Genomic DNA, 24,298 nt, shown 5'->3' on the forward strand with positions numbered 1-24,298 from the left:
GCGCCTGACGCGCAGTCTGCAACGACTCCGGCGTAACACGCCGGAGTCGCCCTTCCGGGTGGTTCACGTGAGAGTGAACCGACCCACAGCCAATAATACTGCGGACAGTGCGGCACGGCGGATCTTCTGGCGGTGGTCTCCCGTTCCGTCGATCGTGCCGGATGGCCGTCTCTGGCGATAGTTCAGATTTTTTCAGAGCCATCCAGCCCATTAAGTATTCCTATGTATTCCGAGGTTCATTCAGTGATTCCGGATAACTCACTCACATAAATCATCGACCGGCACGCTCCTCAGTAATATGCCAACGCCGGAAACAGGCGATTCTGTGCGACCGGGATCTGCCAAGACTTCATCCGTACAAGGAGTTGGCCCCTCGATGACGCTGAACATTCCTGATGCGCCGCTACGGCGCCCCATGGCGGTGTGGTTCGCGGCGGTGATGGCCGTAGTGATCGCCGCCGCCGTCCTCGCTCTGACGCCGACACGCGCAAACGCCCTTGCCAGACCCGTTCCCTTGGGCACGGCGGGAAGCTTCGCGGTACTGGCCGGTGCGGCAGTCACCAACACCGGCCCCTCGCGGATCTACGGTGATCTCGGGGTGAGTCCGAAAACGGCCATCACCGGATTCCCGCCCGGCCTCGTGTACGGGGAGAAGCACTCCGCGGACGCTGTGGCGCTCCAAGCCAAGCTCGACCTGATCCAGGCATACAACTATGCCGCCGGCCAGTCGGCGGACGTTACGTACCCCAGCGCTCCCGCCCCCGTGGAGCTCGGTGGTAAGAGGCTGAACCCGGGCGTCTACAAGGCACCCAGCTCCGCGGGTATCACCGGCACGCTGACTCTCGACGCGCACGGCGACTCCAGTGCCGTATGGGTGTTCCAGGTCGGTTCGACTCTGACGACGGCTTCCGGCAGCAAAGTGTCTCTTGTCAACGGTGCCTCGCCGTGCAACGTGTACTGGCAGATCGGCAGCTCGGCCACCCTCGGTACCAACTCCGCCTTCGTGGGCACCATCCTGGCCGACACATCGATCACCGTCACCACGGGAGCGACCATTCGCGGCCGGGCGTTGGCCGGCAGCGGTGCGGTGACGCTGCAAAGCAATACGATCAACCGCAGTGGCTGTCCGGCCGGCGGCACCGGTGGCACCACCGGCGGTCCCACGTCAGGCGGCATCACGGGCGCTACCACGGGCGCCGTCATCGGTGGCGTGCCGACGGGTGGCGTTATCGGTGGCGTGCCGACGGGTGGCGTTATCGGTGGCGTGCCGACGGGTGGTGGAACCGGTGGCGTGCCGACGGGTGGCGGAACCGGTGGCGACCAGGGTGGTGTCATCGGCGGCGTCCTGCCGTCGGGCGGAATCATTGGTGGTGTCCTGGACGGTTCCGTCGCGGGCACCACATCGGGCGGCACTCCGAGCACCCCCCCGGGCGGCTCGGTCGGTGGTCCGATCGATGGCAACGGCCATGACCACGGCGGGAAGCCCGATGACCATGACCACGGCGGGAAGCCCGATGACCAAGGCCCCGGCGGTAAGCCCGATGACCACCACCAGAGTGGCAACCCGGATGACCACCACCAGGGTGGCAACCCGGATGACCACCACCAGGGTGGGAAGCCGGATGACCACCACCAGGGTGGGAAGCCCGGCAAGGACGAGGGCTATGACAGTGATCATGAAGGCAACGACAAGAAGTCTGCCTGACTCTGTCTGAGCGAGCAGAAAGAGCGGCGCGCGGCGGATCATTTTCGATTCCGTCGCGCGCCGTTGGCGAATTCTCAGGAGAAGTGATGAGAGAAGCCAGGATCAGCGCTGAGCCGACAACAGAGCAGAGGGGCGGGGGTCGGGAATTCCCTGAGTGCCAAGAACTGGATGAGAAGCCTTCCCACATCCTCCAGAAGGCGGGAACGAGTGCTGTCGTGTTCCTGTGTCTGGCGACGGCCCTGGTCCATGTTCTCCTCGTGTTTTTGCACGTGGCGCCACCGAACCCGCTCTCCCGGCAATACAGTCGGCAGGTCAATGCCTGGGTGTTCCCGCTGTTCGAGCAGAACTGGCGGCTCTTCGCGCCGGATCCCGAGTCGGTCAACCGGCAGATTTCGGCGAGGACCATGCACACCGCCCCGGACGGCAGTGTGCGGGTGAGCGGCTGGTTCGACCTGACCGCCGTCGACAACTCGGCGGTGGAGCACAACCCCTTCCCGAGCCACACGGCACAGAACACGCTGCGGCGGGCTTGGAGTTCGTACCTCGACACCCACGGTGGTGACGATCAGCCTCGCTCGCAGCGGGCGCTGATGATCCAGCGGTACCTGACCAACATCGCGGCGGATCGCATCACCGGCCACGGGGGCGGAACCTTCGAGTCCGTGCAGCTGCGGGTGATCACGGTGCCCATCGCCCTGCCTGCCGCGGTCGGTGGCCCAGGCTCGGCCGCCGCCGTGCCGAAGCCTGCCGAAACGCGGTATCTGCCCTGGTGGAAGGTGACCTCCCATGGAAACTGAGCAGACGCGCGCACCGCACCGGATCGGTGAGTTTCTCGCCGTTCTCACCGAGAGGCCGGTCTCCCTCCACGCCGCGGCGGTCCTGCGCATCGGATACGGCCTTCTCTACCTCGTCTTCCTGCTGCGCGAGTTTCCGCACCGCGACGAGATCTGGGGTCCCGGGTCACCGTGGACGCCGGAACTGGCCAGGCAGCTGTTCGACCAGACGGGGTGGGCCAGCATCCTCACCCTCTCGGACAGCCGAGCGTACTTCGAGGTCTGTTACGCGTTGGCCCTCGTCACGTCCGCGCTGTTCATGCTGGGCTGGCGGACCAGAGCGGTGTCCGTGCTGTTCGCTGTCGTGGTGGGCTCGTTCCACGCCAGAGCGATCTTCATGACCGACGGAGGAGACAACCTGATCCTCCTCATGGCCCTGTACCTCGTCTTCACCGCGTGCGGCAGACGCTGGTCGCTGGATGCGCGCAGAACCTCCCTTCGGGCCTCCGCGGGCACAACGCCGCGCACACCGATGGCTCTGGGCGCAGAGGAACTCTGTCGATTTCGTCGGACGTTGACGGCGGTACTCCACAACTGCGGCATGTTCGTCATCGCGGCCCAGGTCTGCTTCCTCTACGGATCCGCGGGTCTGTACAAGGTGCAGGGCGGCTCGTGGGGCAACGGCACCGCCCTCCACTACGTCCTGAACCTTGACCTGTTCCGCCCCTGGCCCGAGCTCTCACTCATGGTGGACGAGCACGACGTAATGATCAGCATCGCCTGCTACCTGACGGTGCTGCTGCAGGTCGCGTTCCCGTTCGTCCTGTTCGGACGGCTCAAGTACCCGGTCCTGACCATGCTGCTGGGCATGCACCTGGGCATCGCCGTCCTCATGGGACTGCCCCTCTTCTCCGGCGCGATGATCATCGCGGATGCCGTGTTCCTGCCGGACCGCTTCTACCGATCACTGGGACGACTGTGGCGGCGCACTTGCAGGCGGCCAGACGCCTGGAGCACGGGGGTTCCGCCGGGCGGAGGGCCGGCACTCGTGCCGTCGCAGTCCGTACCGTCGAGCAACTGAAGGCCTGGTGGTCGAGTGTGTGCCGCACAGGCACTCAGGGCCGGTCGGCATTCCCGGGCGGTCCTTGGACGGCTCTCGCCGCGGCAACGAGCAAAGCGCAGCGTGAGTCGTGGGTGCGTGGCACTCGTGCCCTCGCCCCAGACCGCTGGCCTGGGGCTTCATGAAGAGCGGGTGATGACGATCGAACTCGCGCTCTCAGTCTGGTACGTGATGGCGCTTGCTCGCCGAGTACCGCGTTGGCCTGCGGTAACGCGGGGCCTGGGGTGCGGACGCTGCTCGGCCATCTGCGTGAGGCCGATGTCCCGAGCAGCGAGCCGGAGCGGTTCCGCTCTCTGGTGATCCGCGTCCTCCGGTATCTCTACCTGGCCGACCAGGCCGATCCCGGTGCTCTCCTGGCGGAGCTCGTACACCGGGACTGGCAGACGTGGAGGCCTCAGGTCGCCCTCGCCTGCCCGGTGGCGACGGGTCACGAGAAGAAGTGGAGGAGCAGACATGTGTCGCCTGGAGACCATCAGGTGACCGCTGTCTGTCAGGTGATGTGTGGGGTCACAGGAAATGATGGGGGGAGCGTCCCGCGAGCGATCAGCCGCCGACCCGCCGCGCGAAACACCCGAACCGCCCCGGAAGGAATCTCACGCCATGACCGCGACCGCGCCCAAGGCTCCGACTGCACCAGGGGTGCGGTCCTGGTGGGGAATCCCGTTCGCCACCGCCGAGCGGTACCGCCGCCCCGTGGTCGCGGATTTCGATCCGGACCGCCCCTATGACCGCAAGGGTGTCGTCTCTGTTCAGCCCGGCAGCGGCGACTGGCTCGAAGCGGACAGCGGGATGGGCGAGGACTGCCTGAACCTGAACGTGTGGGCTCCCGAGCAGCCGGCCGGGAAGGCACTTCCGGTGGCCGTGTACATCCACGGCGGCGGATTCGAGTACGGCGCGAACACGCAGACCACCTCGAACGCCGCCGGTCTCGCCGCGACGGGACGCGTGGTGAGCGTGTCGGTCAACTACCGGCTCGGCGCACTGGGCGCGCTCTCGCTCTCGCAGTACGGCGGACGGCTCGCCGAGGTCAGCAACCTGGGTCTCCAGGACGTCATCGCCGCGCTTGCCTGGGTCAAGCAGAACATCGCCTCCTTCGGCGGCGACCCCGACGACGTCACCGTCTTCGGCCACAGCGCCGGCGCCTACTTGGCCCTCGGGCTGCTCGGGGCCGCCTCCGCGGACGGCCTGTACCGGCGACTGGCCGGGTTCTCCGGCGCGCCCTCGCGTCTCGTCCCGGCCTGGTGGGCCGAGGAGCTCGCGGAGCGGTTCGTCACCGAACTCGGTGTCGCGGCCAACCCCGACAAGCTGATCGATCTCGACGCGGCCTCCCTGGTGGCCGCCCTGCACAAGGTCTGCCCGACGGATCTCGGAGTCCGTGGCGGGATGGACAACCAGAGCCTCGGCGTCGTCCTGGACGCCGAACAGCCCGGCGGGGTGCTGCGCGCCCACCCCCTGGACGTCCTGGCCTCGGGCTCGCACCGGGACATCGACGTACTCCTGAGCACGGCCGGCGACGAGATGGGGTGGTGGGTGGCGAACGACCTCGACCGGTTCGACCCGCACACCGTCGACCGCGTCACCGACGAAGTCGCCAGGTGGCGCATTCCCCGCTCCCGCGCCAAGAAGATCGTCGACAGCTACGACCAGGGCGGCCGCACCCCTGCCGAGGTCCGCGCCGCGCTCCTGGCGGACTACATTTTCACGCTCCCCGCAGCCCGCGGCGCTCTGGCCCACGCCGCCGCAGGCGGCAACGCCCATCTTCTCGCGATCGGGCCCGCCGAGGGCGCGCCCGCCGTGCACGGCACCGAGATGTACGCCCTGGTCGGCCAGGAACAGCCGGGCCGCAGTCCCGAACAGGCCGACCGTGACACGCGTATCCGCGACATCGTGCTCGACTTCGTCACCGGCGAGCAGACCCGCCTGCGGCCCGCCGTCACGGACCGGCCCACCTCGGGAAGTGTCGGCAACCCTCCCTTCGAGCCCAGCGCCCACTACCAGGCGGTACTCGACCTGTTCGAGAACATCGCCCGCCCCTGACGGCCGTCGGACGACAGGGAACAGCGCAGGGCCACCACGGGCTGATCACCTGGGTTCCCGGTCCCGACATCGCCATCTTCTATGACCACGACGGCCAGTCCATCCCCGTCCCCGGCATCGTCATCCACGGCGAAATCGACTCGGGGGCCGATGCCTTCAAGAAGTACGACGGCACGGTCGACGTCACCATCGAGGCCGTCGACTGATACCCGGCCGGAAACCACCGAGATCGTCAACCAAGGAGAGGAGGGGTGGCGGTCGTGGCCTCGTCGGCCGCGAAGGCGGCCGGGGTGAGACCGGTGCGGTCGCGGAAGAAGCGGCCGAAGTTCGCGGGGTCGGTGAACCCGAGGTGGGCGGCCACAGCCCGGGCATCCCACCGGGCGCCTCCCAGCAGGCGCCGGGCTTCGAGGAGGCGCCGCTCGTCGATGAGTTCACGTACTCCCTTGCCGGTGGCGTCCCGGGCGGCACGGCTGAGGGTGCGGACGGAGCAGCCGAGCAACTCGGCGTAGTCCGCGGCTTGGTGCAGTTCGCGAAAGTGCAGCTCCAAGGCGTCCAGGAAGCGTCCGTACCTGTCGGCGCGGTCGGTGCCGGCCGTGGCCGTGCCGATGGGGGCGATGCCCGGGGAGTTGGCCAGGCGCAGCAGCAGCGATTCGAGCAGGCTGCGCCGCAGGGCGTGGTGGGTGTCGAGGGGGCGGCGCCCCAGTGCGCGGTGTTCGTCCAGGAGCTGGAGTGCCGTCTGCCGGAGCCAGGCGGTGTCTTCGGGGTGCGGGCTGAGCACGGCAGGGGCTTCATGCGCGGTGAGCGGGGCCAGGAGACGGGCGAGGTCGGGCCGCAGTACGTCCGGTTCGAACAGGATGAACGGGCCGCGGGCCGCGCCGGGCGGATGCCAGCACTGCACGTGCCCGGGACGCACCCACAGCCACTGACCGGGGGCGACGGTCCACGTGACGTGGTCGACGTCGTGCCGTAGCTCACCCTCGGTGACCGCGATGAGGTAGTGGAAGGTGGCGCGGCCCGGACGGGGCGGGTTCCACGGCCAGTCGTCGTGCTCGGCGAAGAAGTCCTCGACGGTACTCACCTCGAGGCCGTACGGAGTACCGACCGGGGGCTGGAAACCGTAGAGCGGAACCGCAGCTGGTCCGGCCTGCCTGATCGGCCCGGAGTGTCGCTTGTCGACCATCACGTGTCCGCAGCCTACCGCCCTTCTGGTCGGCGGTGCCGAGGTGTGCCCGTCAGCCGGCTCCTCGCCGACGGCAGCGACATGGCCTTCGAGCCGATGCCGGCCACCTTCTCCGGCGTGGCCGAACCGCTCCAGGCCCCCGATGGTAAGTGGATCGACTTGCCTTAAGGGTGGCGCGGGAGTTACCTTCACGAGGTGAGTCCATTGACTTACCTTCGACTCGGCAAGGAACAATCACCATGAATCGTCTGGCGGGCAAGCGCGCCCTCATCACCGGCGGCACAAGTGGGATCGGTCTGGAGACCGCGCGGCGTTTTGTCGCGGAGGGGGCCGACGTGCTGGTCACCGGCGTCACCCCGGCCAGCATCGACAGGGCGCGACAGATCCTCGGGGACAAGGTGCCGGTGGTGCAGGCCGATGCCCGCGATCTCGATGCGCAGCGCGGCCTGGCGGAGCGGGTGCGTGAGCACTTCGGGGAGCTGGACGTGGTGTTCCTGAACGCCGGCGTCTCGGACTGGCGGCCGTTCGAGGACCACACGGAGGACAGTTTCGACCGGCTCTTCGACATCAACGTCAAGAGCGTCTTCTTTCTCACGCAGGCCCTGGTGCCCGTGCTGGCCAACCCGTCCTCGGTCATCCTCAACGCGTCCAACAGTGCGCACGGCGGCTATGGCCAGTCGAACGCCTACGCCGCGACGAAGGCGGCTGTCGGCTCCCTGATGCGGTCGTGGAACGCGGACCTGCTCAGATCGCACGGCATCCGGTTCAACGCGGTCAGTCCCGGCCCGGTGGACACCCCGCTGTACTCAGCCTCCAAGCTCGGGATCGAGGACCCCGCGCACCAGACGGCGGTTGTGGAGGCGATCAGCTCCGGCATCCCGCTGGGTCGCATGGGTATGCCCGAGGAGGTCGCGGAAGCCGTCGTGTACCTGGCCTCCGATGTCTCCGCCTTCGCTGTGGGCCTGGACCTTATCCTGGACGGCGGCCAGACCGTCCTCTGACAGCGAGGACGCGGCTGGGAGACGGACGAGGGGCGTGGATATGTCGGTGGCGGACCGTGACCGAGCGCAAACCGGCGGCGATACGTGCCAGGCCGGGTATCACGCGCAGATCAAAGCGGAGAACCGCGCGCGCATCATCCGCGCCGCCCGCGACCTCTTCCTCGAGCGGGGATACGACAAGACCTCCCTGGCCCAGATCGCCAGGGAGGCCCGCGTCTCCACCGGCACCCTCTTCAAGCGGTACCCCTCCAAGGCCGCGCTGTTCGCGGCCGTCGCCTCCGAGCAGTGGCAGCTGGACGTGCAGTACGCCGAACCGCCCCCGCCCGGTGATCCCCGGTACGGGCTGGACCACATCGGCCGCGACTACGCCTGCCTGGTCTCCCGGCCCGGCACGGCGGCCCTGTGCCGCCTCATCATCACCGAACTTCCCCAGATGCCGGAACTCGCCGACATCGTCGGCACCGGCTTCGCCATCGACCGCGGACCCTTCTTCGACCGGCTCCGCGACTACCTGGACGCCGAAGTACAGGCCGGCACACTCGACTTCCGTTCGGCCGACGGACAGACACAGCCGGCATCCGCAGTGGCCGAACAGTTCCTCGGCATGATCTGCGGCCAGCTCCTGTGGCCTCAACTCGTGCGGACCGACTTCGTCCCGCCCGACCCCACCGACACCACGATCGTGGACGAAGCCGTCGCCCTCATGCTCACCCGCTATCGCGCCGGATCCTGAACCCCGTACTACCGGTTCACGCTGCCAGGGCCCCGACGTCGCCCCACCGAGGCACGGAGCTCAGGCGGGTCCAGGCTGTTGCCGAGCCTCGTCGGCGACCTGCCTGCCCGAGTCGCGTGCCTGGTCGGTCACCCGGGTGGCCTGGTCGCGGGCCTCGTCCTGAGTGGTGCGGGCACCTTCCGCGGCGGTGTCCTTCACCTCCTGCGCCGCGCTCTGCGTAGCCTCCTTGGCGCCCTCCATCAGGTCTTGCGCGGAGTCGAGGGCGGCCTGCTTCGCCGGCTCCAGCGCCTCGCCTCCGCGTTGCATCAGGTCGGTGGCCTTCTCCTGCTCAGCCTGGGACGCGGGCAGCATCGAGGAAACCAGCATGCCGAAGCCGAAGGCGATCAGACCGGCGGCCAGCGGATTGCCCTGGGTCTGACGCATCGCCTGGTTGGGCGCCTGCCGTACCGCTTCCCCGGCCTGGCCGGCCGCCTCACGCGCCGTGTCGGCCGCCTGCTGGGTGCTCTCCTGCAGCGAGCCAGCTGCCTGCTGAGTGCTCTCCTGCACCGAACCAGCCGCCGACCGAGCACTGCTTCTGACCCCGTGGGCGGTGTCCGAGGCGGACCCCATGACCCGTTCCCGTATGCCCGAGACAGCGCCCCGCATCCTTCGGGTGCGGCGACGGACCACACGTCGAGGGCTGGCACGGTCCGCGAGCCGGTCCACGTCCGCGGACAGCCGGTCCCGAGTGGCGTCGATCTCGGCTCTCACCTGGTCGGATGACGTGCCCATTGCGCATTCTCCTTCATCGTTTCGACAGTCTGCTCAGGCTTCGGCGCCACGGCGCGCATCCGTGTGCGGCCCCGCTGGTACAGCACGGCTGCGATCACGGCCCACACCGCGGTGACGATCAGGGCGGCCCAGCCCCCGTCCATCACGTTGGCCAGGCCCAACACCGCGGCCAATGACAGGAACAGGAGCACCATGTAGCCGGCGAATCCGGCGCCGCCGTACATGCCGGCGGCCTTGCCCGCCTTGGTCGCCTCCTGCTTGACCTCGTGCTTGGCCAGTTCGACCTCCTGGCGGAACAGGGTCTGGACGTCCGAGGTCACGGCGGACAGCAGTTCACCCACCGAGCTGTCCCCACCGTGCGACTCCGCCGAGTGGGACGGGATCGAGGACATCTCTCACACCTCCGGATACGGACGACCCGGAGCACCGCCCGGGGGCATACCGACGGACGGCGGGACCTGTGGCGGAGCGGGCGGCACCACCGGCGGCGGCTCCTGCGCGGTGCCCGGCGGAGGACCGGCCGGGAGTGCCGCGGATCCCTGCTCGTTCAGCGGCGCCTGCTGCGAGGTTCCGGGGGACCTCTGCTGTCCGTTTCCAGAAGACTGGTTCGCCTTGGCCGCCACCTTCACCAGTCGCCCGACGGCCAGCCCTGCCAGTAGCGCGCCACCCAGGAACGCTCCGGGGCGACGGCGGGCGAAGCCCTGCACATCGGAGAGAACGCCCTCGACTCCCTGCTTCTCCACGTATTCGGCCGCCCGGTGCCCGCCGTCGGCCGCCTGGGCCGCGAGGCTACGGGCGGGGGAGTCGCTCTGGGCGTTCTCCGCCAGTCCCGCCAAGTCGTCCGCCCAGTGGCGCAGCGCCCCGGCCACCCGCCTGGTCTGGTCCTCGACCTCGTCTCTCGCGCGACTCCGCAGGTCCTGGACGACCAGGCCGGCCTGCTGCCGCGCCTCCCCCGCCACGGCCTTGGCCTGATCGGCGGCGGTACCCGCGACCTCGCCCGCGGCCTGCTTCGCCTGACCGGCCGTGACCGACATCTCCGCTCTGGCCGTCTCGCCGGTCTGCTGCAACCTCGCCGCGTTGCCTTGTATCGCCTCACTCATCAGCCACTCCTCCTCGACACACGCTCAAGCGTCGGCAAGTTGGGTTTATTGGCGAGTGACTGTTTTGGGGGCATTCACACATATACGCGAAAATTACCGCGAAAAGGCCCACTACGTGGTCCTGTCGAACCGTTCCTCGAGAGCGAGTGGGAGGTCGTCCCGACCGCCTCCACGACGGGGTCGGCCTGATGCCCCTGGTCCCCGCCGGCCGAGTAGCGCACAGTCCGTCGACATGCTCATGGGCAACGTCGTCAACGACACCTGCACCGGCGTGCTCGACGTCAAGGTGACGCGGACGACGGCCGTACCGCGAGATGCCGACAACCTGCGCGTTCGGGTCCGTCTCGCCGAGCCGGAGCGGATGAACCGGCGACGCGTCCAAGGAGACACCAAGTCCGAGGCCGGCACCGGACGGTGATTCTTCCCGCCTTCCTCCGCCGCGAGCTCCGCTGGCACCTGGAGAGCTACGCCGAGCCGGGCTCCGATGGGTCGCTCTTCGTCGGTGAGAAGGGTGCTCCCTCCGGCGTAGCACCTTCGGGCGGAAGTGGCGAGAGGTGGGTGAGATCGTCGGCATGCCCGAGGGCCTCCGGTTCTACGATCTCCGGCACACTGGGCACACACTGTCCCGCCCTCCGGTGCCACGCTGAAGGACACGGTCCGGGCCGGGCAGTCTTCTGAGAAGGCGGCGCAAGCGCAGGAAGCTGCGGCCGTGCCAGAACCGAAGACCATGGATCCCGACGATCAACGGGCCGGCACGAATCTGGCACGCGAGCGCCGCCCGTGCCCGGCGGCTCCTGATCGTCTTCCACCTGCTCTTCGCCCGCGCGGTTTTTGTTCCTGCTCGCCCACCAGATGCCGTGGCTCGGCATGCTGCTGTCGACGGTGATCACGGTCGGGCTGAAGCCGCGTTTCCGGCAGCTCGGCCGGATGTCGCGCAAGGTGTGGCTGACGCTGCACATCGGCGTCGGTGTCGGCCGGCTGGGCGTCTCCCTTACCGCGCTCGCCCTGTCTGTCGTCGGCGTGACCACGGCCGACCATGAGGTGCGGCACAGCTCCTATGTGCTCATGAACACGTTCGACGTCGCCCTGGCGATCCCGCGCGTCTTCCTGGCGCAACATCGCCATCGCGCAGGCCCTCTCCCGCCCGCGCTCAGCCGGTTCGCCAGGCCGACTCGAGGGCCGTCCGGTTGGTACGCAGAAGATCCTCCAGGTCCGTCTCGTAGAGCGAGTCCGGCACGTTGTCGGAGAAGATCTCCAGGACGCAAGGGCCGCGGTAGCCGACGTCGTAGGCGGCGTGCAGCAGTTGGCCGACCGGGATGTCGCCGGTGCCGACGCCACGTCGGTCCATCCGCGAGCGGGGTGTGCGCCAGTCGCTGACCTGGAGCAGGAACAGGCGGTCGGGAGCGTCCGCGAGGCGGGGGACGAGGTCCGGGTCCTGCCACAGGTTCCACAGGTCGAGGCAGACGCCCACGTTCTCCCGGTCGACCTCCTGGACGATGTCGAGCGCCTGCCGGTAGGTCCAGATGGCGGTCTCCGCGTTGAGCAGGACGGGGTTGAGGGGCTCCAGCGCGATCCGTGCACCGTGGTCGGCGGCGATGTCCGCCAGTTCGCGGTGATGGGTGACGACCTGGCGGATCGCCTCGTGCAGGTTCCCGTCGGGCGCCGGCCCGGTGTTGGTGACGAAGACCGCGCCCGGGGCGAACGGTGCGATCAGCTCCAGGCTGCGGCGAAAGCGGTCCAGACGGTCGCGCCGGTCGGCGGGCTCGGGCTGGGTCTCGCTGGGGAACACGGTCCGTACGAGGGGCTGGACCGAGCTGATCGGCAGTCCCGCCCCGGCGACCGAGGCGAGTTGCGCCTTGGCGCGGTCACGGTCGTGGTCGAGCTTGGCCTCGCACAGCTCGATCGCTTCGACACCGAGGTCGGCGTAGTGCTTCAGGTCCTCCTCGAAGGACCAGGGCATGGTGGTGAACTGGTTGACGCCGTAGGGGAAGGGGAACGGAGGCGTGGGGCTGTTCATACGAGTACGTCCGTGTCGTTGCTGTCGTCGTTCCTGCTGTCGTTCGCGCCGTCGTTCCCGCTGTCGGTCAGGAAGCCGGTGACCGTCCTGTGGAACTTCTCCGGCTCGTCGAAGAAGAGCGCGTGGCCGCTGTGCTCGAAGAAGACCGTCCGGGCGTCCGGGAGCGCCTCGCCGACCCAGGCGGGGCCCTGCCAGGGGAACACCTGGTCCTGACGTGCCACCAGGACCAGGCTGGGCAGCCGGATCGTGGGCAACAGGTCGCGCCAGTCGTGGCGGGTGTGGTCGGCCATCAGGGCGTTGCGCGCGTACGGGGGCGACTTGGCCATCTCGGCCAGGAGCAACTCCCTTTCCGGCGGGGTGGGTTCGGTGGCGAAGACGGTGCGGATCTGGTCCTCGTCGAAGGCCGGGGTGTCGCAGGTGAGCTGTGTCCGCAGGGCGGCCAGGGAGGGTTCGTCGTAACAGGTGGCGTGGGCGTGCTTCCAGTCCGGTGCGTAGTACTGGCGGGGCGCCTGCTCGACGTACACCGCGCGGGCCACGCGGTGGCTGCCGAACAGTTCCAGATAGCTCCAGATGACCGGGCAGCCCAGTGACCAGCCCAGGACGGTGACCTCGCGCAGGTCGAGTGCTTCGAGGAGGTCGAACAGGTCCTTGGCCAGCCTCGGCACCCGGTAGCCGTGGCGGGGTTTGCCGGAGTCGCCGTGACCGCGCAGATCGACGGTGACGACGCGGGCGTGTTCGGCGAGTGCGTCCACGTTGCGGGTGAAGAAGCGGCCACTGAAGCCCCAGCCGTGGATCAGGACGAGAGGGGGGCCGGAGCCCTGTTCCTCGTAGTGGATCGTGACGCCGTCGCTGGTGGTGATGTCGCCCATGGATCTCCTTCGACGCGGTGTGTTCCGCCATGCGGTGTCCGCGTCAGCGGTGGCGTGCCGGGGTGTTCCCTCAGCGCCCGTCCCCGTGCCGCCCGGCGCCTGGCCCGGGCGGCCCCGGGGCCAGACCCTCGCAGAGCGCGGCCACGGCGGCGGCCCCGTGCCCGGCCGCGAGCAGCGGCGTGCGGACGTCCTGCTCCAGGTCGGGCAGGTAGCCGAGGAGGACGTCGGCGGGCCCCTGGATCCGTACGCGGCCCAGCGCGGCCGGCAGCAGCAGGCTGCGGGCGCGCCCGAGCCGCTCGGAGCGGCCACCGGACTCCACGGTGACCGGGGCGCCGGCGTTGCTGACCACCAGCGCGGTGGAGAAGTCGTGCACCAGGGGGGCCGCGGTGCCCGCCCGCCACTGCTCCAGGGCGAAGTACGGCCCGGCGCACAGCACGGTGCGCTCCACCGCGTCGTCGACCCGGACGCTCAGGCCGGAGTGGAACTCGGGGCGTGGACCGGGGCGCCACTCGTCGAGGAGCCGCCCGAGGTTGGTGTGCCACTCCCCGTCGTCCAGTTCCGAGCCGTCCTCCATGTGCCGGCGCATGGCGTGCTGCTGGATGTCGGAGGTCTGCTCGATCTCGTAGACCAGGGTGCCGGGGCCGAAACTGTGCAGGGTGCCGCCGGGTACGTAGACGGTCTGCCCGGCCCGCACCGGAAGCCGGCGCATGACCGCGTCGAAGTCCTGTGCGAGCAGGGCCCGGTGCAGCGTCTCCCGGTCCACACCGGCCTTCGTCCCCACCAGGGCGGTGGCTCCCGGGGCCGCGTCGAGGATGTGCCACGCCTCGGTCTTGCCGTGGGGCTCGCCCTCCAGCCGGCGTGCGGTGTCGTCGTCGGCGTGCAGATGGACCGGGAGGGCACCCGTGCCGTCGATGAACTTGGTCAGCACGGGGAACCACGGACCGCGCCACCCGCGCCCCACGAGTTCGTCGGGATGATCCTCGACCAGCCGGCGCAGCGTCTGTCCGGCCAGCGAGCCGTCCGTGACCCGCGCTCCCTCGCCGTCCACATCGCTGACCTCCCAGGTCTCGGCGACCGGGCCGTCGGGCAGGCCGGTGCGGCCCAGCCGTTCGCTGAGGGCCCGGCCGCCGAAGACGTGCTGCTTGACCGGGGTGGTCAGCCGCAAGGGGTACCAGTCCACAAAACCCTCCTGGCTCCTGATGCCTTGTCAGGGAACGTGAACGTCAGAGGATGGGCTGGCCGCCGGTGACGGCGATGCGCGCGCCCGAGACGTACGCGGCCTCGTCCGAGGCGAGCATGACGTACACCGGGGCGAGTTCGGCCGGCTGCCCGGCCCGTCCCAGCGGTGTCTGGCCGCCGAAGTCCTCGACCTGCTCGGGCGGCATCGTGGCGGGGATCAGCGGCGTCCAGATGGGGCCGGGGGCGACGCTGTTGACCCGGATGCCCCGCTCGGCGAGCGACTGGGACAGGGAGCCGACCATGTTCGCGATGCCCGCCTTCGTCGCGTTGTACGCCAGCAGGCCAGGCGGCGGCGAGTCGGAGTTCACCGAGGTGGACGCGATGATCGACGCACCCGACTTCATGTGCGGCACCGCCGCCTTGCAGAGGTGGAACATGGCGCTGAGGTTGGTCGCCAGCGTGTGGTCCCACTCCTCGTCGGGGATCTCCTCGATCGAGTCACGGAACATCTGGAACGCCGCGTTGCTGACCAGGACGTCGATGCGGCCGAACGCCTCGACGGCCCGGGCCACCACCTCCCGGCAGTGGGCCGGATCGGACAGGTCGCCCGGCACCAGGACCGCCTCGCGGCCGGCCTCCTCCACCCAGCGCGCCGTGTCGCGGGCGTCGTCCTCCTCCTCGTTCAGGTGCGAGAGGAGGACATCGGCGCCCTCGCGGGCGTAGGCGATCGCGACGGCCTTGCCGATGCCGCTGTCGCCACCGGTGATCAGGGCTTTCTTCCCTGCCAGTCGGCCTGATCCGCGGTAACTGTGCTCACCGTGGTCGGCCTTGGGCCGCAGGTCCGCTTCGGTACCCGGAGGCTGTTGCTGCTGTGCGGGCTTGTTCATGGGGACCTACCTCGTTCTCTTTCCTTGCGTTGTCCGGTCGTGTGGCAGGGCTCGTGCCTGCCCGCTCCTGGCCGGAGCACCCCGAGCGAGCGGGGAAGCGAACCCCCTGGGACGGAGGTGGTGGTGCCGTCGGACCTGAGGGGACGGCCACGTCAAAGGAGCGGCAAAAAGGGACGGGCGGCGGTGCCCCTGTCCCGGCGAGCGGGTTACCCGGCTGCGCGGGGACAAACAAGCCCCGACGGCACGCACCCGACATGAGGAGACCCGATGACCCCGCCCCGCAACCGCGCACAACACGTCGACAAGGGAGAGGGAAAAGGCCGCACCGACCGTGAGGGACCGAGCGGCCGCGCGCTGCTCGCGGACCCGCTGAGCAACAAGGGCATCGCCTTCACCCAGGAGGAGCGGGAACGCCACGGCCTGGTCGGGATGCTGCCGACCGCCGTGCTTTCGCTGGAGCTCCAGGCGCGCCGCGCCTGGGAGCAACTGCGCTCGCAGCCGGACGACTTGGCGAAGAACGTGTACCTGGAGCAGCTCCACGACCGCAATGAGGTCCTCTACTTCCGGTTGCTCACCGACCACCTCACCGAGCTGCTGCCGATCGTGTACGACCCCACCGTGGGCGAGGCGGTCAAGCGCTACAGCCACGAATACCGGCGCCCGCGCGGCGTCTACCTCTCCATCGACCGCCCCCAGGACATCCGCCCCGCGTTCGAGGCGCTCGGCCTCGGCCCCGACGACGTCGACCTGCTGGTGGCCACCGATGCGGAGCAGCTCCTCGGCATCGGCGACTGGGGCGTCGGCGGCATGCAGCTCTCGGTCGGCAAGCTGGCGGTCTACACCGCCGCCGCGGGCATCCACCCGGGGCGGGCCGTTCCGGTGATGCTCGACGTCGGCACCGGGAACCAGGAGCTGCTCAACGACCCGCTGTACGCAGGCAACCGGCACAACAGGGTGCGCGGCGAGGCGTACGACTCGTTCGTCGCCGCCTTCGTGGAGGCGGTGGGCGAGCTGTTCCCGCACGCGCTGCTGCACTGGGAGGACTTCGGCCCGGGCAACGGCCGCCGCATCCTCCAGCGGTACGGCGAGAAGATCTGCACGTTCAACGACGACATGCAGGGCACCGGCGCGATCACACTGGCCTGCGTCATGAACGCGGTACGGGTCACCGGCACGCCCATGCGAGACCAGCGGATCGTGGTCTTCGGCGCCGGGACAGCGGGCGTGGGCATCGCCGACCAGCTGCGCGACGCCATGGTCCGCGACGGACTGGAACGGGAGGAGGCCACCCGCCGCATCTGGTGCGTGGACCGCCAGGGCCTGCTGCGGCAGTCCACCGAGGGACTCCGCGACTACCAGCGGCCGTACGCGCGCCCCGACGACGAGTGGCCCGACGACAGCCCGGCCGACCTGCCGGGCGTGGTGGACCGGGCACACCCGACCGTGCTGGTGGGGACCTCCACCCAGCACGGGGCCTTCACCGAGGACGTGGTGCGTTCCATGGCCCGCCACGTGGACCGGCCGGTCGTCCTGCCGCTGTCCAACCCTACGGAGAAGATCGAGGCCATGCCGCAGGACGTGCTCCGATGGACCGGCGGCAAGGCCCTGATCGCCACCGGCATCCCGGTACCTCCGGTGGAGCTGGACGGCACCACGTACGTCATCGGCCAGGCCAACAACGCCCTCCTCTACCCGGGGCTGGGGCTGGGCGCCGTGGTGGCCCGCGCCGAGCGGATCACCGACGGCATGCTCCAGGCCGCGGCGGAAGCCGTCGCCGGCCTCGCCGACCTGTCGGAGTCCGGCGCCCCCCTGCTGCCGGAGGTGGGGAACCTGCGCACCTCCTCGGCCGTGGTCGCCGCGGCCGTCGCCCGCCGCGCCGCCGAGGAGGGCGTCGCCAGGACCCGCCTCGACGACGTGATTCAGCAGGTCCAGGACGCCATGTGGCAGCCCGAGTACGCCTGACGGGACGAGGCAGCGTACGCCGCGACGCGGACCTGCCCGTGATCACCTCGGCGGCGGCGCCGGCCGAGGTGATCCACCCGGAGATCGACGAAGCCGTGCCCACGGGAAGCTCCCGGCTCCGGGTGTCCGGAACCGGGAGCTTTCGCCGGTGCCCGGCGAGAGTGGGTCAGTGGGCCGTGGCGATGCGATAGGCCCGTATGACGGTCTGGGTGACGGTGTTGCCCGCCTTGTCCGCGGCGGCGATGCGCAGGGAGGTGTAACCGGCGTGGCCCGGGTGGTGGAGGAGGGCGTCGGCCGTGGCGCCGTGGCGGGTGACGTGGACGGTCTTCCAGGTGCGGCCGTCGTCGTAGGAGACCTGGAGGGTCAGCCGGGTCACGGGGGTCCGCTCGGCGCCCGCGGGGCGCCGCACGGTGAGGGGGAGGCGGAAGGCGCGGCCGGCGGGGGCTGAGTCGGTGAGGTCGACCGCTCCGCCGGCGCGCACGGTGAGCAGCGGCAGGACCGAGGACGCCGAGCCGCGTGGGCGTGCGGAGGTGAAGCCCCAGGTGACCGAGGAGCGGGTGCCCAGTGCCGTCCAGTCCGCCGTGCGGGTGGTGTGCGCGGTGAGGGTGTAGCGGCGCTTGCCGGCGGTGGGTGTGGTGATGTCGACCAGGAAGGGGCTGGATCGGTCGATCACCCGTCCGCCGGACGAGAGCACCACCTCTCCGTCCAGTTCCCCGGTCGCGTAGGACTCGTCGGACTGCTGCCCGGTGCCGGCGGCCGCGTAGGGCGCGAGGTCCAGGTACAGGTCGTCGCCTTCGCGGGTGGGGCTGTAGACGGCGGGGCCGACAGGAGCCCGGTTCCAGTCGGTGCGGTAGGTGTGGCCGGCCTGGTAGCGGCGGACCGCGGTGGTCGTGTCGTGGTCGGGGAGGCTGCCGTCGGGCAGGGGCTGCGTGCTGCCGAAGAGGTCCAGGGTGTGGGTCCAGGTGAGTCCGGGAGAGTAGTACTCGGTCACCCGGCTCGGCAGCGTCGTGCGCAGGGTCGGTATGAACGGCATCTGGTAGTCGTTGGTCGAGGGCTCGTCAGAGCGCACGGCGACCGCCCGCCTGCCGCCCTGGGAGGCGTAGGTGGCGTGCACGGTGGCCAGTTGCCGGTTGTGGACGACGGGGTCGGTGCCTGCGGGGACGCCCCCGTTGTGGGAGGTGCGCAGGGAGTAGCGGTAGGCGTGGCCCGCGTCCGTGCCCGTGAGGGTGGTGGAGGCGGCGTAGGTGACGCGGTGGCCGGTGGCCTGTGCGGTGGGAGTGGCGTACAGGGTGGCCTTGCGTCCGGCGACAGCGGTGAGGGCGTAGACGCCGTCTCCCTGCACGGGGTCCAGTTCGACGGTGGCCGTGGTGGAGAGGGCGGTGGCGTCCCGGTGGTCGGTGCGGGCTCCGACCTTGCCTGCCGTGCGGCCGTCGAGGGTCACGGAGCGGTCCTGGTCGGTGCGTACGCCGGTGGCGGTGAGCAGGGTCCGGGGGCCGGTGGTGGTGCCGGAACTGCCGGTCCTGGCGAGGCTGTCGTCGAGGCCGACGATGTCGTAGTCGTCCTCGGGCAGCCGCAGCCGGAACGTGCCGTCGGGGCCCAGCTTGACCTCCTGCTGGATGCCGGTGCGCGGGCCGAAGACCGTCAGCAGCGTGCCCGCGGCGGGCCTGCCCTCGTGGTTGAGGCCGGTGATGGTCAGCGTGTGGCGTGCGGGTTCGGCGAAGAGGCCGACCGCGGTACGTACCGTGGTGGTCCCGGCGGTGGCGACCACGGCGCCGCCGAAGCGGCCGACCTGGGCCTTCGTGGTGCGGCCGGTGACGGTCGCGGTCGCGGTGCCGTGGGCGGGGACGGTGAGGCCGGTGGCGCCCAGGGAGAAGATGCCCGCCGGGGCCGGCTTGCCGCCGGGACCGTACACGTCCAGGGCGAGCTTGAGGGTGACCGGTTCGTCGCCGTCGTTGCGGTAGGTGACCTGCCGGGCGGCGGTGGTGCCGGCGTGCGGCCAGGCGAACAGGCCCAGGTTCGCGGCTCCGGAGGTGGCGTACACCTTCTGCCTCAGCGCGCGCACGACGTCGAGGCGGCCGGAGCCCTGCTGGAAGGCGGTCAGGTTCTTCAGGCCGTGCGTGGAGGAGGTGAGGGCCTGCTTGAAGTCGGCGGCCTTCCAGGTGGGGTGGGCCTGGGCAAGCAGGGCCACCGCGCCGGTGACGTGCGGGGTGGCCATGGAGGTGCCGGACGCCTGCTCGTAGCGCGGGTTTTCCACCGGGGCGTCCATGTTGGTGCCGTCGGCGCGGGCGCCGACGATGTCCTCGCCCGGCGCCACCAGGTCGGGTTTGACGGCGTCGTCGCCGAGCCGGGGGCCCTGGCTGGAGAAGTCGCTGAGGGTGTCGCGCTTGGTGCTGCTGCCGACGGTGAGCGCGGCATCCGCGCTGCCGGGGCTCCCCACGGTGCCGTCGACGCCGTTGCCCGTCGGTCCGCCCTCGTTGCCCGCGGCCACCACGAACAGGGTGCCGGTCTGCGCGGTGATCCGGTTCAGGGCGGTGGACACCGGGTCGGTGCCGTCGGTGGCCGTGTCGCCGAGGCTCAGGTTGACGGCGACGGCGTGCTGGGCCGCGGCCCACTCCATGCCCGCGATGATCTCGCTGTCGGGGCACTCGCCGTTGTCGTCGCAGACCTTGCCGATGAGCAGCCTGGCGCCCGGCGCGACTCCCGCGTACGTGCCGTGGGAGGCCGCGCCCGTGCCGGCGATGGTGGAGGCGGTGTGGGTGCCGTGGCCGTAACCGTCCTTCATGCCGGTGCCGGTGAAGTCCTTGGTGCCGGCGATGCGGCCCTTGAAGTCCGGGTGGCCGGCGTCGATACCGGTGTCCAGGTCGGCGATCAGGACGTTCTTGCCGGTGACACCGGACTTCCAGGCGGTGGGGGCACCGATGATCTTGTTGCTCTCGTCGTCCAGGACCTTCGCCCTGCCGTCCAGCCAGAGCTTGCTGACGCGGTCGGACAACGTGCCCTTGAGCAGCGACTGCCACAGGCCGCCGGTGCCGTCCTTGGGCTGGGTGAGCGTACTGCCGTTCAAGGCGCTCAGGGTGCGGCCGAGCCCGGCGCCGTGAGCGGTGAGGGCGGAGAGAGCGGGTGCCCGGCCGCGCCGCCCGGCGACGATCAACGGCAGTGAGCGCGAGTGCGCGTCGTCCCGGCCGATGCGGACCAGCTCCGTGACGTCGAACAGCCGCGCGTCCAACGTACCGGCGGACAGCAGGCGTTCGGCGTCGGCGGGGACCACGCTGATGTGCTGCTTCCCGGCACGACGGGTGTGCTCCACGCGGAAGCCCATGTCCTCCCGGCCCTTGCCGGGCAGCACGGACACGGAGGGGCTGCCGCCGCCGGCCCGGGTGCGCAGGGTGACCCGGTCTCCGGTGACGAGGGTGACCGTTCTGGCCGCCTCCTTCCCTGTCCCCGCATGCCGCTGGGCCGACGTCGCGGCCGGGCCGGCGGCCTCGGCGACCGGCCCCGACACGGCGACCGCGACGGTCACCACGCCTGCGACGGCGGGGAGCATCCCCCACCTGACTGACTTGGGCAGCAACGCATACTCCTTCGGTGTCCGGCTCCGTGCCGGAATCTGATGAATCGTCAATAGAGGTGCTGCTGAGCGGAGTTCCTGCCGCCCTGGTCACTCAGGGCAGGAGCTCGATCACGTCGTACGACACGCCGGGGCTGAGGTAGGCACTGCCGCCGGATCCGCTGACGATGTCGAGAGTCAGCTCCTGGTAGGCGTCAGGGGACTTGACCCAGGCGCTCGCCGGGACGGCGTAGCTGTAGGTGTGGTTGTTGCCCCGGTAGGAGCCCACGGTCAGTGACCGGGTCGTCGGCTCCTTGGCCGGCGCGGGGACGGCCGAGACCCAGTCGTTGACCCGGACGCGCGGCCTGCCGTTCGCGAACGCCGTGGTGATGGCGATGTTGAGGGTGTGGCCCGAGGCCAGCTGCTGGGCGGTGAGCCTGAAGCGGATCTTCTGGCGGTCGTTGACGTCCGCCCACTGGTAGCAGGGGAAGTCGTCGGTCCGCGAGGCACCCACCGTGAAGACGGCGCCGGTCCAGGGCCTGGCCCGTGCGTCGGAGGGGTGCATGGTGGTCATCAGCGAGGCGTTCTTGAAGCCGCGCGGTGTGCCGCTGAAGTCGCCGATGCGCCAGATCGCCTGCTTCCTGCTCGGGTCGGCGCCGATCGTCAGGGTGTGCAGCGGGGCCGTCCGCCCGGCGGTGACCGTGACCCTCGTGGTGTGCACCGCCAGTTCTTCCTTGTAGACGGTGAGCGTGTAGGTGCCGGGCAGCATGTACGGGGACAGGAAACGCCCGGTGGCCGGGTCGACCTCGGTCCAGTACTGCGCCTCGGCGTTCGCGAAGCCGACGGTGTAGGCGTACGCCGTGTCCCGCCCGGCGATGCCGACCCCCGCGACCCGGCCGCGACCGCTGCGGCCGACCCAGCCGGCCAGTCCCAGGCCGTCGGCCCAGGAGGTGTCGACACGGTCGTGGCGCAGCGAGGCAGCGGGCTGTCCGCCGTCGGTGAAGGCCAGGACGTACGGACCCTGCAGGCCGAAGCGCATCGGCTCGGTCTGGTTCTCGCCGTAGTAGAGGATCTCGTACAGGCCGGCGCCGTCCTCGTAGTGGTGGCGCATGAGCGAGCGGTAGAACGGTCCGCCGGACGCCTTCTCGTGGTTGCTGCGCACCATCCACATGCCGACCTTGCCGTCGCTCCAGCCGACGTGGTCGTAGTCGATGACGCGCTGGTTGGAGTAGTGCTTGGAGCGGGTGGTGCCGTTCGGCTTGCGGCGGACGTCCTGTGCCTCGATCACGGTGTCGGTGCGGGCGTCCCAGGAGTCGGGAAGGTTGTTGGGGAACAGGCCGGGCCGGACGCGGACGATGTAGCGGGTGGCGGTGATGGAGGCGTCCGCCTTGTTCGTCCACATGTAGACGTTGTTCTCGCCGCGGCGGGCGGCGTAGTAGTGGTGCATCGTGCCGTGCACGACCGTGATCAGGATCGTGTCGCCGGTCCTGCGGATGCTCACGGACGACGTCCCCAGGCCCGTCTCGACGTGCGAGTTCTTGCCGCCGTAGCCCTGGTACTCGGTGCCCTTGTACACCAGCGAGGTCAGGTCGCCGTTGCGGTGGTCGACCTTGAAGACCAGGTCGGCGCCGGTACCGACCACGTACGCGTTCCCGTCGTCGCGGTAGCCGAAGGTCGAGGTGGCCGCGTCGGCGCCCGAGACGAGCGGTCCGGCGATCGCGGCGCCCCCGGCGAGGGCGAGGCCGCCGACGGCGGTTCTGCGCAGGACGGTGCGTCGGGTCAGGTGTCGGCGAGCGTGCTGGGGCATGGGTGTTCCGTTCGTGCGTACGGGGGTTTGGGCGTACGGGATGAGGGTGTGGTGCGCTCAGAGGGTGGCGCGCAGGTGGCTGACCGTGACGAAGTGGTAGCCGCGGGCGGTCAGCGTGCGCAGGATCTGCGGGACCGCGGCGACCGAGGTGGGGTGGATGTCGTGCATCAGGACGACGCTGTTGCGCCGCGCCTTGGCGATGACGGTCTGGGCGACCTTGTCGGCGTCGGGGTACTTCCAGTCCTCGGTGTCCACGTCCCACAGCACGGGGGAGAGCGTGGTCGCGGCCTTCACCTGGGCGTTGACGGCGCCGTAGGGCGGGCGGAAGAGGGTGGGGGCCTCGCCGGTGGCGGCCTTGATGGCGGCGCTGGTGCGGCTCAGCTGGTAGGTGATCTGCTCGGAGGTGAGCTTGGTGAGGTCGGGATGGTTCCAAGAGTGGTTGCCGACCTCGTGTCCGGCGCGTGCCTCGGCGCGGACCAGGTCGGGGTGGGCGGCGACGTTCTGGCCGACGGTGAAGAAGGTGGCGCGCGCCCTGTACTGCGCCAGGTAGGTCAGCAGGGTCGCGGTCTCCGGCGCCGCCGGCCCGTCGTCGAAGGTCACCGCGATGCACGTGACCTTCTTGCAGTCGGTGTCGTCGTCGCCGGAGGCGGTGGGGGCGGCGGCGGTCGGCGTGGAGGTGTGGGTCGCACCCAGGTCGAGCGAACGGCTGGGCGTCACCGTCTGCCGCTGGACACGCCTTCCGAACGCGGACAGCCAGGGGGTGACCGTCCCCCTGGAGAGGACCACCGTGTAGGCCCCGGCCGCCGGGACGCCCACGTCACCGCGGTCGAAGGTCACCCGCAGCCCGCCGTCGGCGGTGAAGGCCATGTCGTCCAGGACGGTGGTGCGGGAGGCCGGGTCGGAGAAGGTGTCGTCGAGGGCAGCGGTGTCGACGCCTTCGCGCCCCTTGAGCCGGTCCTTCAGGGCGGCGAGGAAGGCTTCCCGGGAGTTTCCGGCGACGAGCCCGAGGGCCGTGCGGTACGCGCCGGCCTGGCCGTCGTACCAGTACGTCCTGCTCGACAGGCCCGACCCGGCGGCGGCGTGGTCCAGCGTGGTGAGCCGGACACCGAGGACGTCCCCGGAGGCGACCAGGAACTGATGGCTGATGTTGAGCTCGCGGCCCTCCGGGCTGTCCGAACCGCCCCCGCACGTGTCCGAGCGGAAGCCGGACAGGCGCTCCTCCACGTCCTTCTTCATCGCGGCCGTCATCGCCTCCGCACCGGGCACGTCCGGATAGCTCGCGGCGAAGGGGCAGGAACTCTGCTCGCTGCTGTCGCTGACGATCCGCAGGTCCTCGATCTTGGAAGGATCGATGCTGCGGACCGGTGAGGGAGTGGCGGCGGATCCGTGTCGGGCGTCGGCGCCCGCCACACCCGAGGAGCCGTCCGATCCGGACGAGCAGGCCGCCGTGAGGGAGAGGGAGCCGAGCAGGAGGAGCGAGGGGACGAGGACGTGAGTGCGCATGAGACCAGAACCTGACTGAGGGGATGTGCGGACGCCGCCGACGGGACGCCGCGGTCGTTCTGGTCACTGATCGTCCAGGTCAGAGGCGTTTTTCAGCGACCCGCGAG

20 protein-coding genes and 1 pseudogene are annotated in these 24,298 nt (G+C 70.1%); 10 read left to right on the top strand and 11 right to left on the bottom strand.

From position 1 onward, the window contains the following. Positions 1-376 precede the first annotated feature (376 nt). The 5 genes from QF027_RS25705 to QF027_RS49665 all read left to right on the top strand — a co-directional run bounded on the left by QF027_RS25705 (position 377) and on the right by QF027_RS49665 (position 5,841). Positions 377-1,705 carry an ice-binding family protein gene (locus tag QF027_RS25705; protein ID WP_307077313.1) on the top strand — a complete coding sequence of 443 codons (1,329 nt, stop codon included), beginning with the start codon at positions 377-379 and terminating at the stop codon, positions 1,703-1,705. An 86-nt stretch (positions 1,706-1,791) separates the two neighbouring features. Then, the gene (locus QF027_RS25710; RefSeq protein WP_307077315.1) at positions 1,792-2,502 is read left to right on the top strand and encodes a DUF5819 family protein; all 711 of its coding nucleotides are present in this window, start codon (positions 1,792-1,794) and stop codon (positions 2,500-2,502) included. Next, positions 2,492-3,559, top strand: coding sequence for an HTTM domain-containing protein (locus tag QF027_RS25715; protein WP_307077317.1), 1,068 nt, complete (start codon positions 2,492-2,494; stop codon positions 3,557-3,559). The genes QF027_RS25710 and QF027_RS25715 overlap by 11 nt, the downstream gene beginning before the upstream one ends. Positions 3,560-4,198: 639 nt before the next feature. Beyond that, positions 4,199-5,635 carry a carboxylesterase family protein gene (locus tag QF027_RS25720; protein WP_307077319.1) on the top strand — a complete coding sequence of 479 codons (1,437 nt, stop codon included), beginning with the start codon at positions 4,199-4,201 and terminating at the stop codon, positions 5,633-5,635. Between the two features lie 44 nt (positions 5,636-5,679). After that, the gene (locus QF027_RS49665) at positions 5,680-5,841 is read left to right on the top strand and encodes a cyclophilin-like fold protein (RefSeq protein WP_373432507.1); all 162 of its coding nucleotides are present in this window, start codon (positions 5,680-5,682) and stop codon (positions 5,839-5,841) included. A 26-nt stretch (positions 5,842-5,867) separates the two neighbouring features. Here QF027_RS49665 and QF027_RS25725 read toward each other — a convergent pair whose 3' ends face one another. Then, positions 5,868-6,713 carry a helix-turn-helix domain-containing protein gene (locus QF027_RS25725; protein ID WP_306978632.1) on the bottom strand — a complete coding sequence of 282 codons (846 nt, stop codon included), beginning with the start codon at positions 6,711-6,713 and terminating at the stop codon, positions 5,868-5,870. Positions 6,714-6,860: 147 nt separating this feature from the next. On the opposite strand from QF027_RS25725, the gene QF027_RS25730 reads away from it, so the two are divergent. The 3 genes from QF027_RS25730 (at position 6,861) to QF027_RS25740 (ending at position 8,549) form a co-directional block, all read left to right on the top strand. After that, positions 6,861-6,983, top strand: a complete 123-nt coding sequence (locus QF027_RS25730) for a hypothetical protein (protein WP_307077321.1) — start codon at positions 6,861-6,863, stop codon at positions 6,981-6,983. 71 nt (positions 6,984-7,054) lie between these two features. Beyond that, positions 7,055-7,816 carry an SDR family oxidoreductase gene (locus QF027_RS25735; protein WP_306978631.1) on the top strand — a complete coding sequence of 254 codons (762 nt, stop codon included), beginning with the start codon at positions 7,055-7,057 and terminating at the stop codon, positions 7,814-7,816. Positions 7,817-7,856: 40 nt separating this feature from the next. After that, positions 7,857-8,549, top strand: coding sequence for a TetR/AcrR family transcriptional regulator (locus QF027_RS25740; protein ID WP_307077323.1), 693 nt, complete (start codon positions 7,857-7,859; stop codon positions 8,547-8,549). A gap of 60 nt (positions 8,550-8,609) precedes the next feature. On the opposite strand, the gene QF027_RS25745 is transcribed toward QF027_RS25740, so the two are convergent. Genes QF027_RS25745 through QF027_RS25755 form a run of 3 tightly spaced genes read right to left on the bottom strand, consistent with a single transcriptional unit; the run spans position 8,610 to position 10,420 of the window. Next, positions 8,610-9,320, bottom strand: coding sequence for a DUF3618 domain-containing protein (locus QF027_RS25745; protein ID WP_307077325.1), 711 nt, complete (start codon positions 9,318-9,320; stop codon positions 8,610-8,612). Then, entirely contained in the window at positions 9,296-9,661 is a 366-nt protein-coding gene (locus QF027_RS25750; RefSeq protein WP_306978628.1) for a phage holin family protein, read from the bottom strand. The genes QF027_RS25745 and QF027_RS25750 overlap by 25 nt, the downstream gene beginning before the upstream one ends. 54 nt (positions 9,662-9,715) lie before the next feature. Next, the gene (locus QF027_RS25755; RefSeq protein WP_307077326.1) at positions 9,716-10,420 is read right to left on the bottom strand and encodes a hypothetical protein; all 705 of its coding nucleotides are present in this window, start codon (positions 10,418-10,420) and stop codon (positions 9,716-9,718) included. A 313-nt stretch (positions 10,421-10,733) separates the two neighbouring features. Here QF027_RS25755 and QF027_RS25760 point away from each other — a divergent pair. Beyond that, a pseudogene (locus QF027_RS25760) lies at positions 10,734-11,306 on the top strand (hypothetical protein); the annotation flags it as partial. Positions 11,307-11,570: 264 nt separating this feature from the next. On the opposite strand, the gene QF027_RS25765 reads toward QF027_RS25760, so the two are convergent. The 4 genes from QF027_RS25765 to QF027_RS25780 all read right to left on the bottom strand — a co-directional run bounded on the left by QF027_RS25765 (position 11,571) and on the right by QF027_RS25780 (position 15,372). Continuing rightward, complete coding sequence (locus QF027_RS25765; RefSeq protein WP_307077328.1) at positions 11,571-12,437, bottom strand: sugar phosphate isomerase/epimerase family protein; 867 nt, start codon at positions 12,435-12,437, stop codon at positions 11,571-11,573. Beyond that, positions 12,434-13,306 (bottom strand): alpha/beta fold hydrolase, encoded by an 873-nt coding sequence (locus QF027_RS25770; protein ID WP_307077330.1) that lies wholly within the window; start codon positions 13,304-13,306, stop codon positions 12,434-12,436. Before QF027_RS25770 ends, QF027_RS25765 begins: the two co-directional genes overlap by 4 nt. Positions 13,307-13,376: 70 nt before the next feature. After that, positions 13,377-14,486 (bottom strand): class I mannose-6-phosphate isomerase, encoded by a 1,110-nt coding sequence (locus QF027_RS25775; RefSeq protein ID WP_307077332.1) that lies wholly within the window; start codon positions 14,484-14,486, stop codon positions 13,377-13,379. A gap of 43 nt (positions 14,487-14,529) precedes the next feature. Further along, positions 14,530-15,372, bottom strand: coding sequence for an SDR family oxidoreductase (locus QF027_RS25780; RefSeq protein WP_307077334.1), 843 nt, complete (start codon positions 15,370-15,372; stop codon positions 14,530-14,532). A gap of 267 nt (positions 15,373-15,639) precedes the next feature. On the opposite strand from QF027_RS25780, the gene QF027_RS25785 reads away from it, so the two are divergent. Beyond that, on the top strand, positions 15,640-17,334 hold the full coding sequence (locus QF027_RS25785) for an NAD-dependent malic enzyme (RefSeq protein ID WP_307077336.1): 1,695 nt from the start codon (positions 15,640-15,642) through the stop codon (positions 17,332-17,334). Between the two features lie 166 nt (positions 17,335-17,500). On the opposite strand, the gene QF027_RS25790 is transcribed toward QF027_RS25785, so the two are convergent. The 3 genes from QF027_RS25790 to QF027_RS25800 all read right to left on the bottom strand — a co-directional run bounded on the left by QF027_RS25790 (position 17,501) and on the right by QF027_RS25800 (position 24,191). Then, positions 17,501-20,905: a S8 family serine peptidase gene (locus QF027_RS25790; protein WP_307077338.1), complete on the bottom strand. Its 3,405-nt coding sequence runs from the start codon at positions 20,903-20,905 to the stop codon at positions 17,501-17,503. Positions 20,906-20,996: 91 nt separating this feature from the next. After that, positions 20,997-22,688, bottom strand: a complete 1,692-nt coding sequence (locus QF027_RS25795) for a rhamnogalacturonan lyase B N-terminal domain-containing protein (protein WP_307077340.1) — start codon at positions 22,686-22,688, stop codon at positions 20,997-20,999. 57 nt (positions 22,689-22,745) lie between these two features. After that, entirely contained in the window at positions 22,746-24,191 is a 1,446-nt protein-coding gene (locus tag QF027_RS25800) for a polysaccharide deacetylase family protein (protein ID WP_307077342.1), read from the bottom strand. Positions 24,192-24,298: the final 107 nt, after the last annotated feature.

Source organism: Streptomyces canus (assembly GCF_030816965.1).
GTDB lineage: Bacteria > Actinomycetota > Actinomycetes > Streptomycetales > Streptomycetaceae > Streptomyces > Streptomyces canus_E.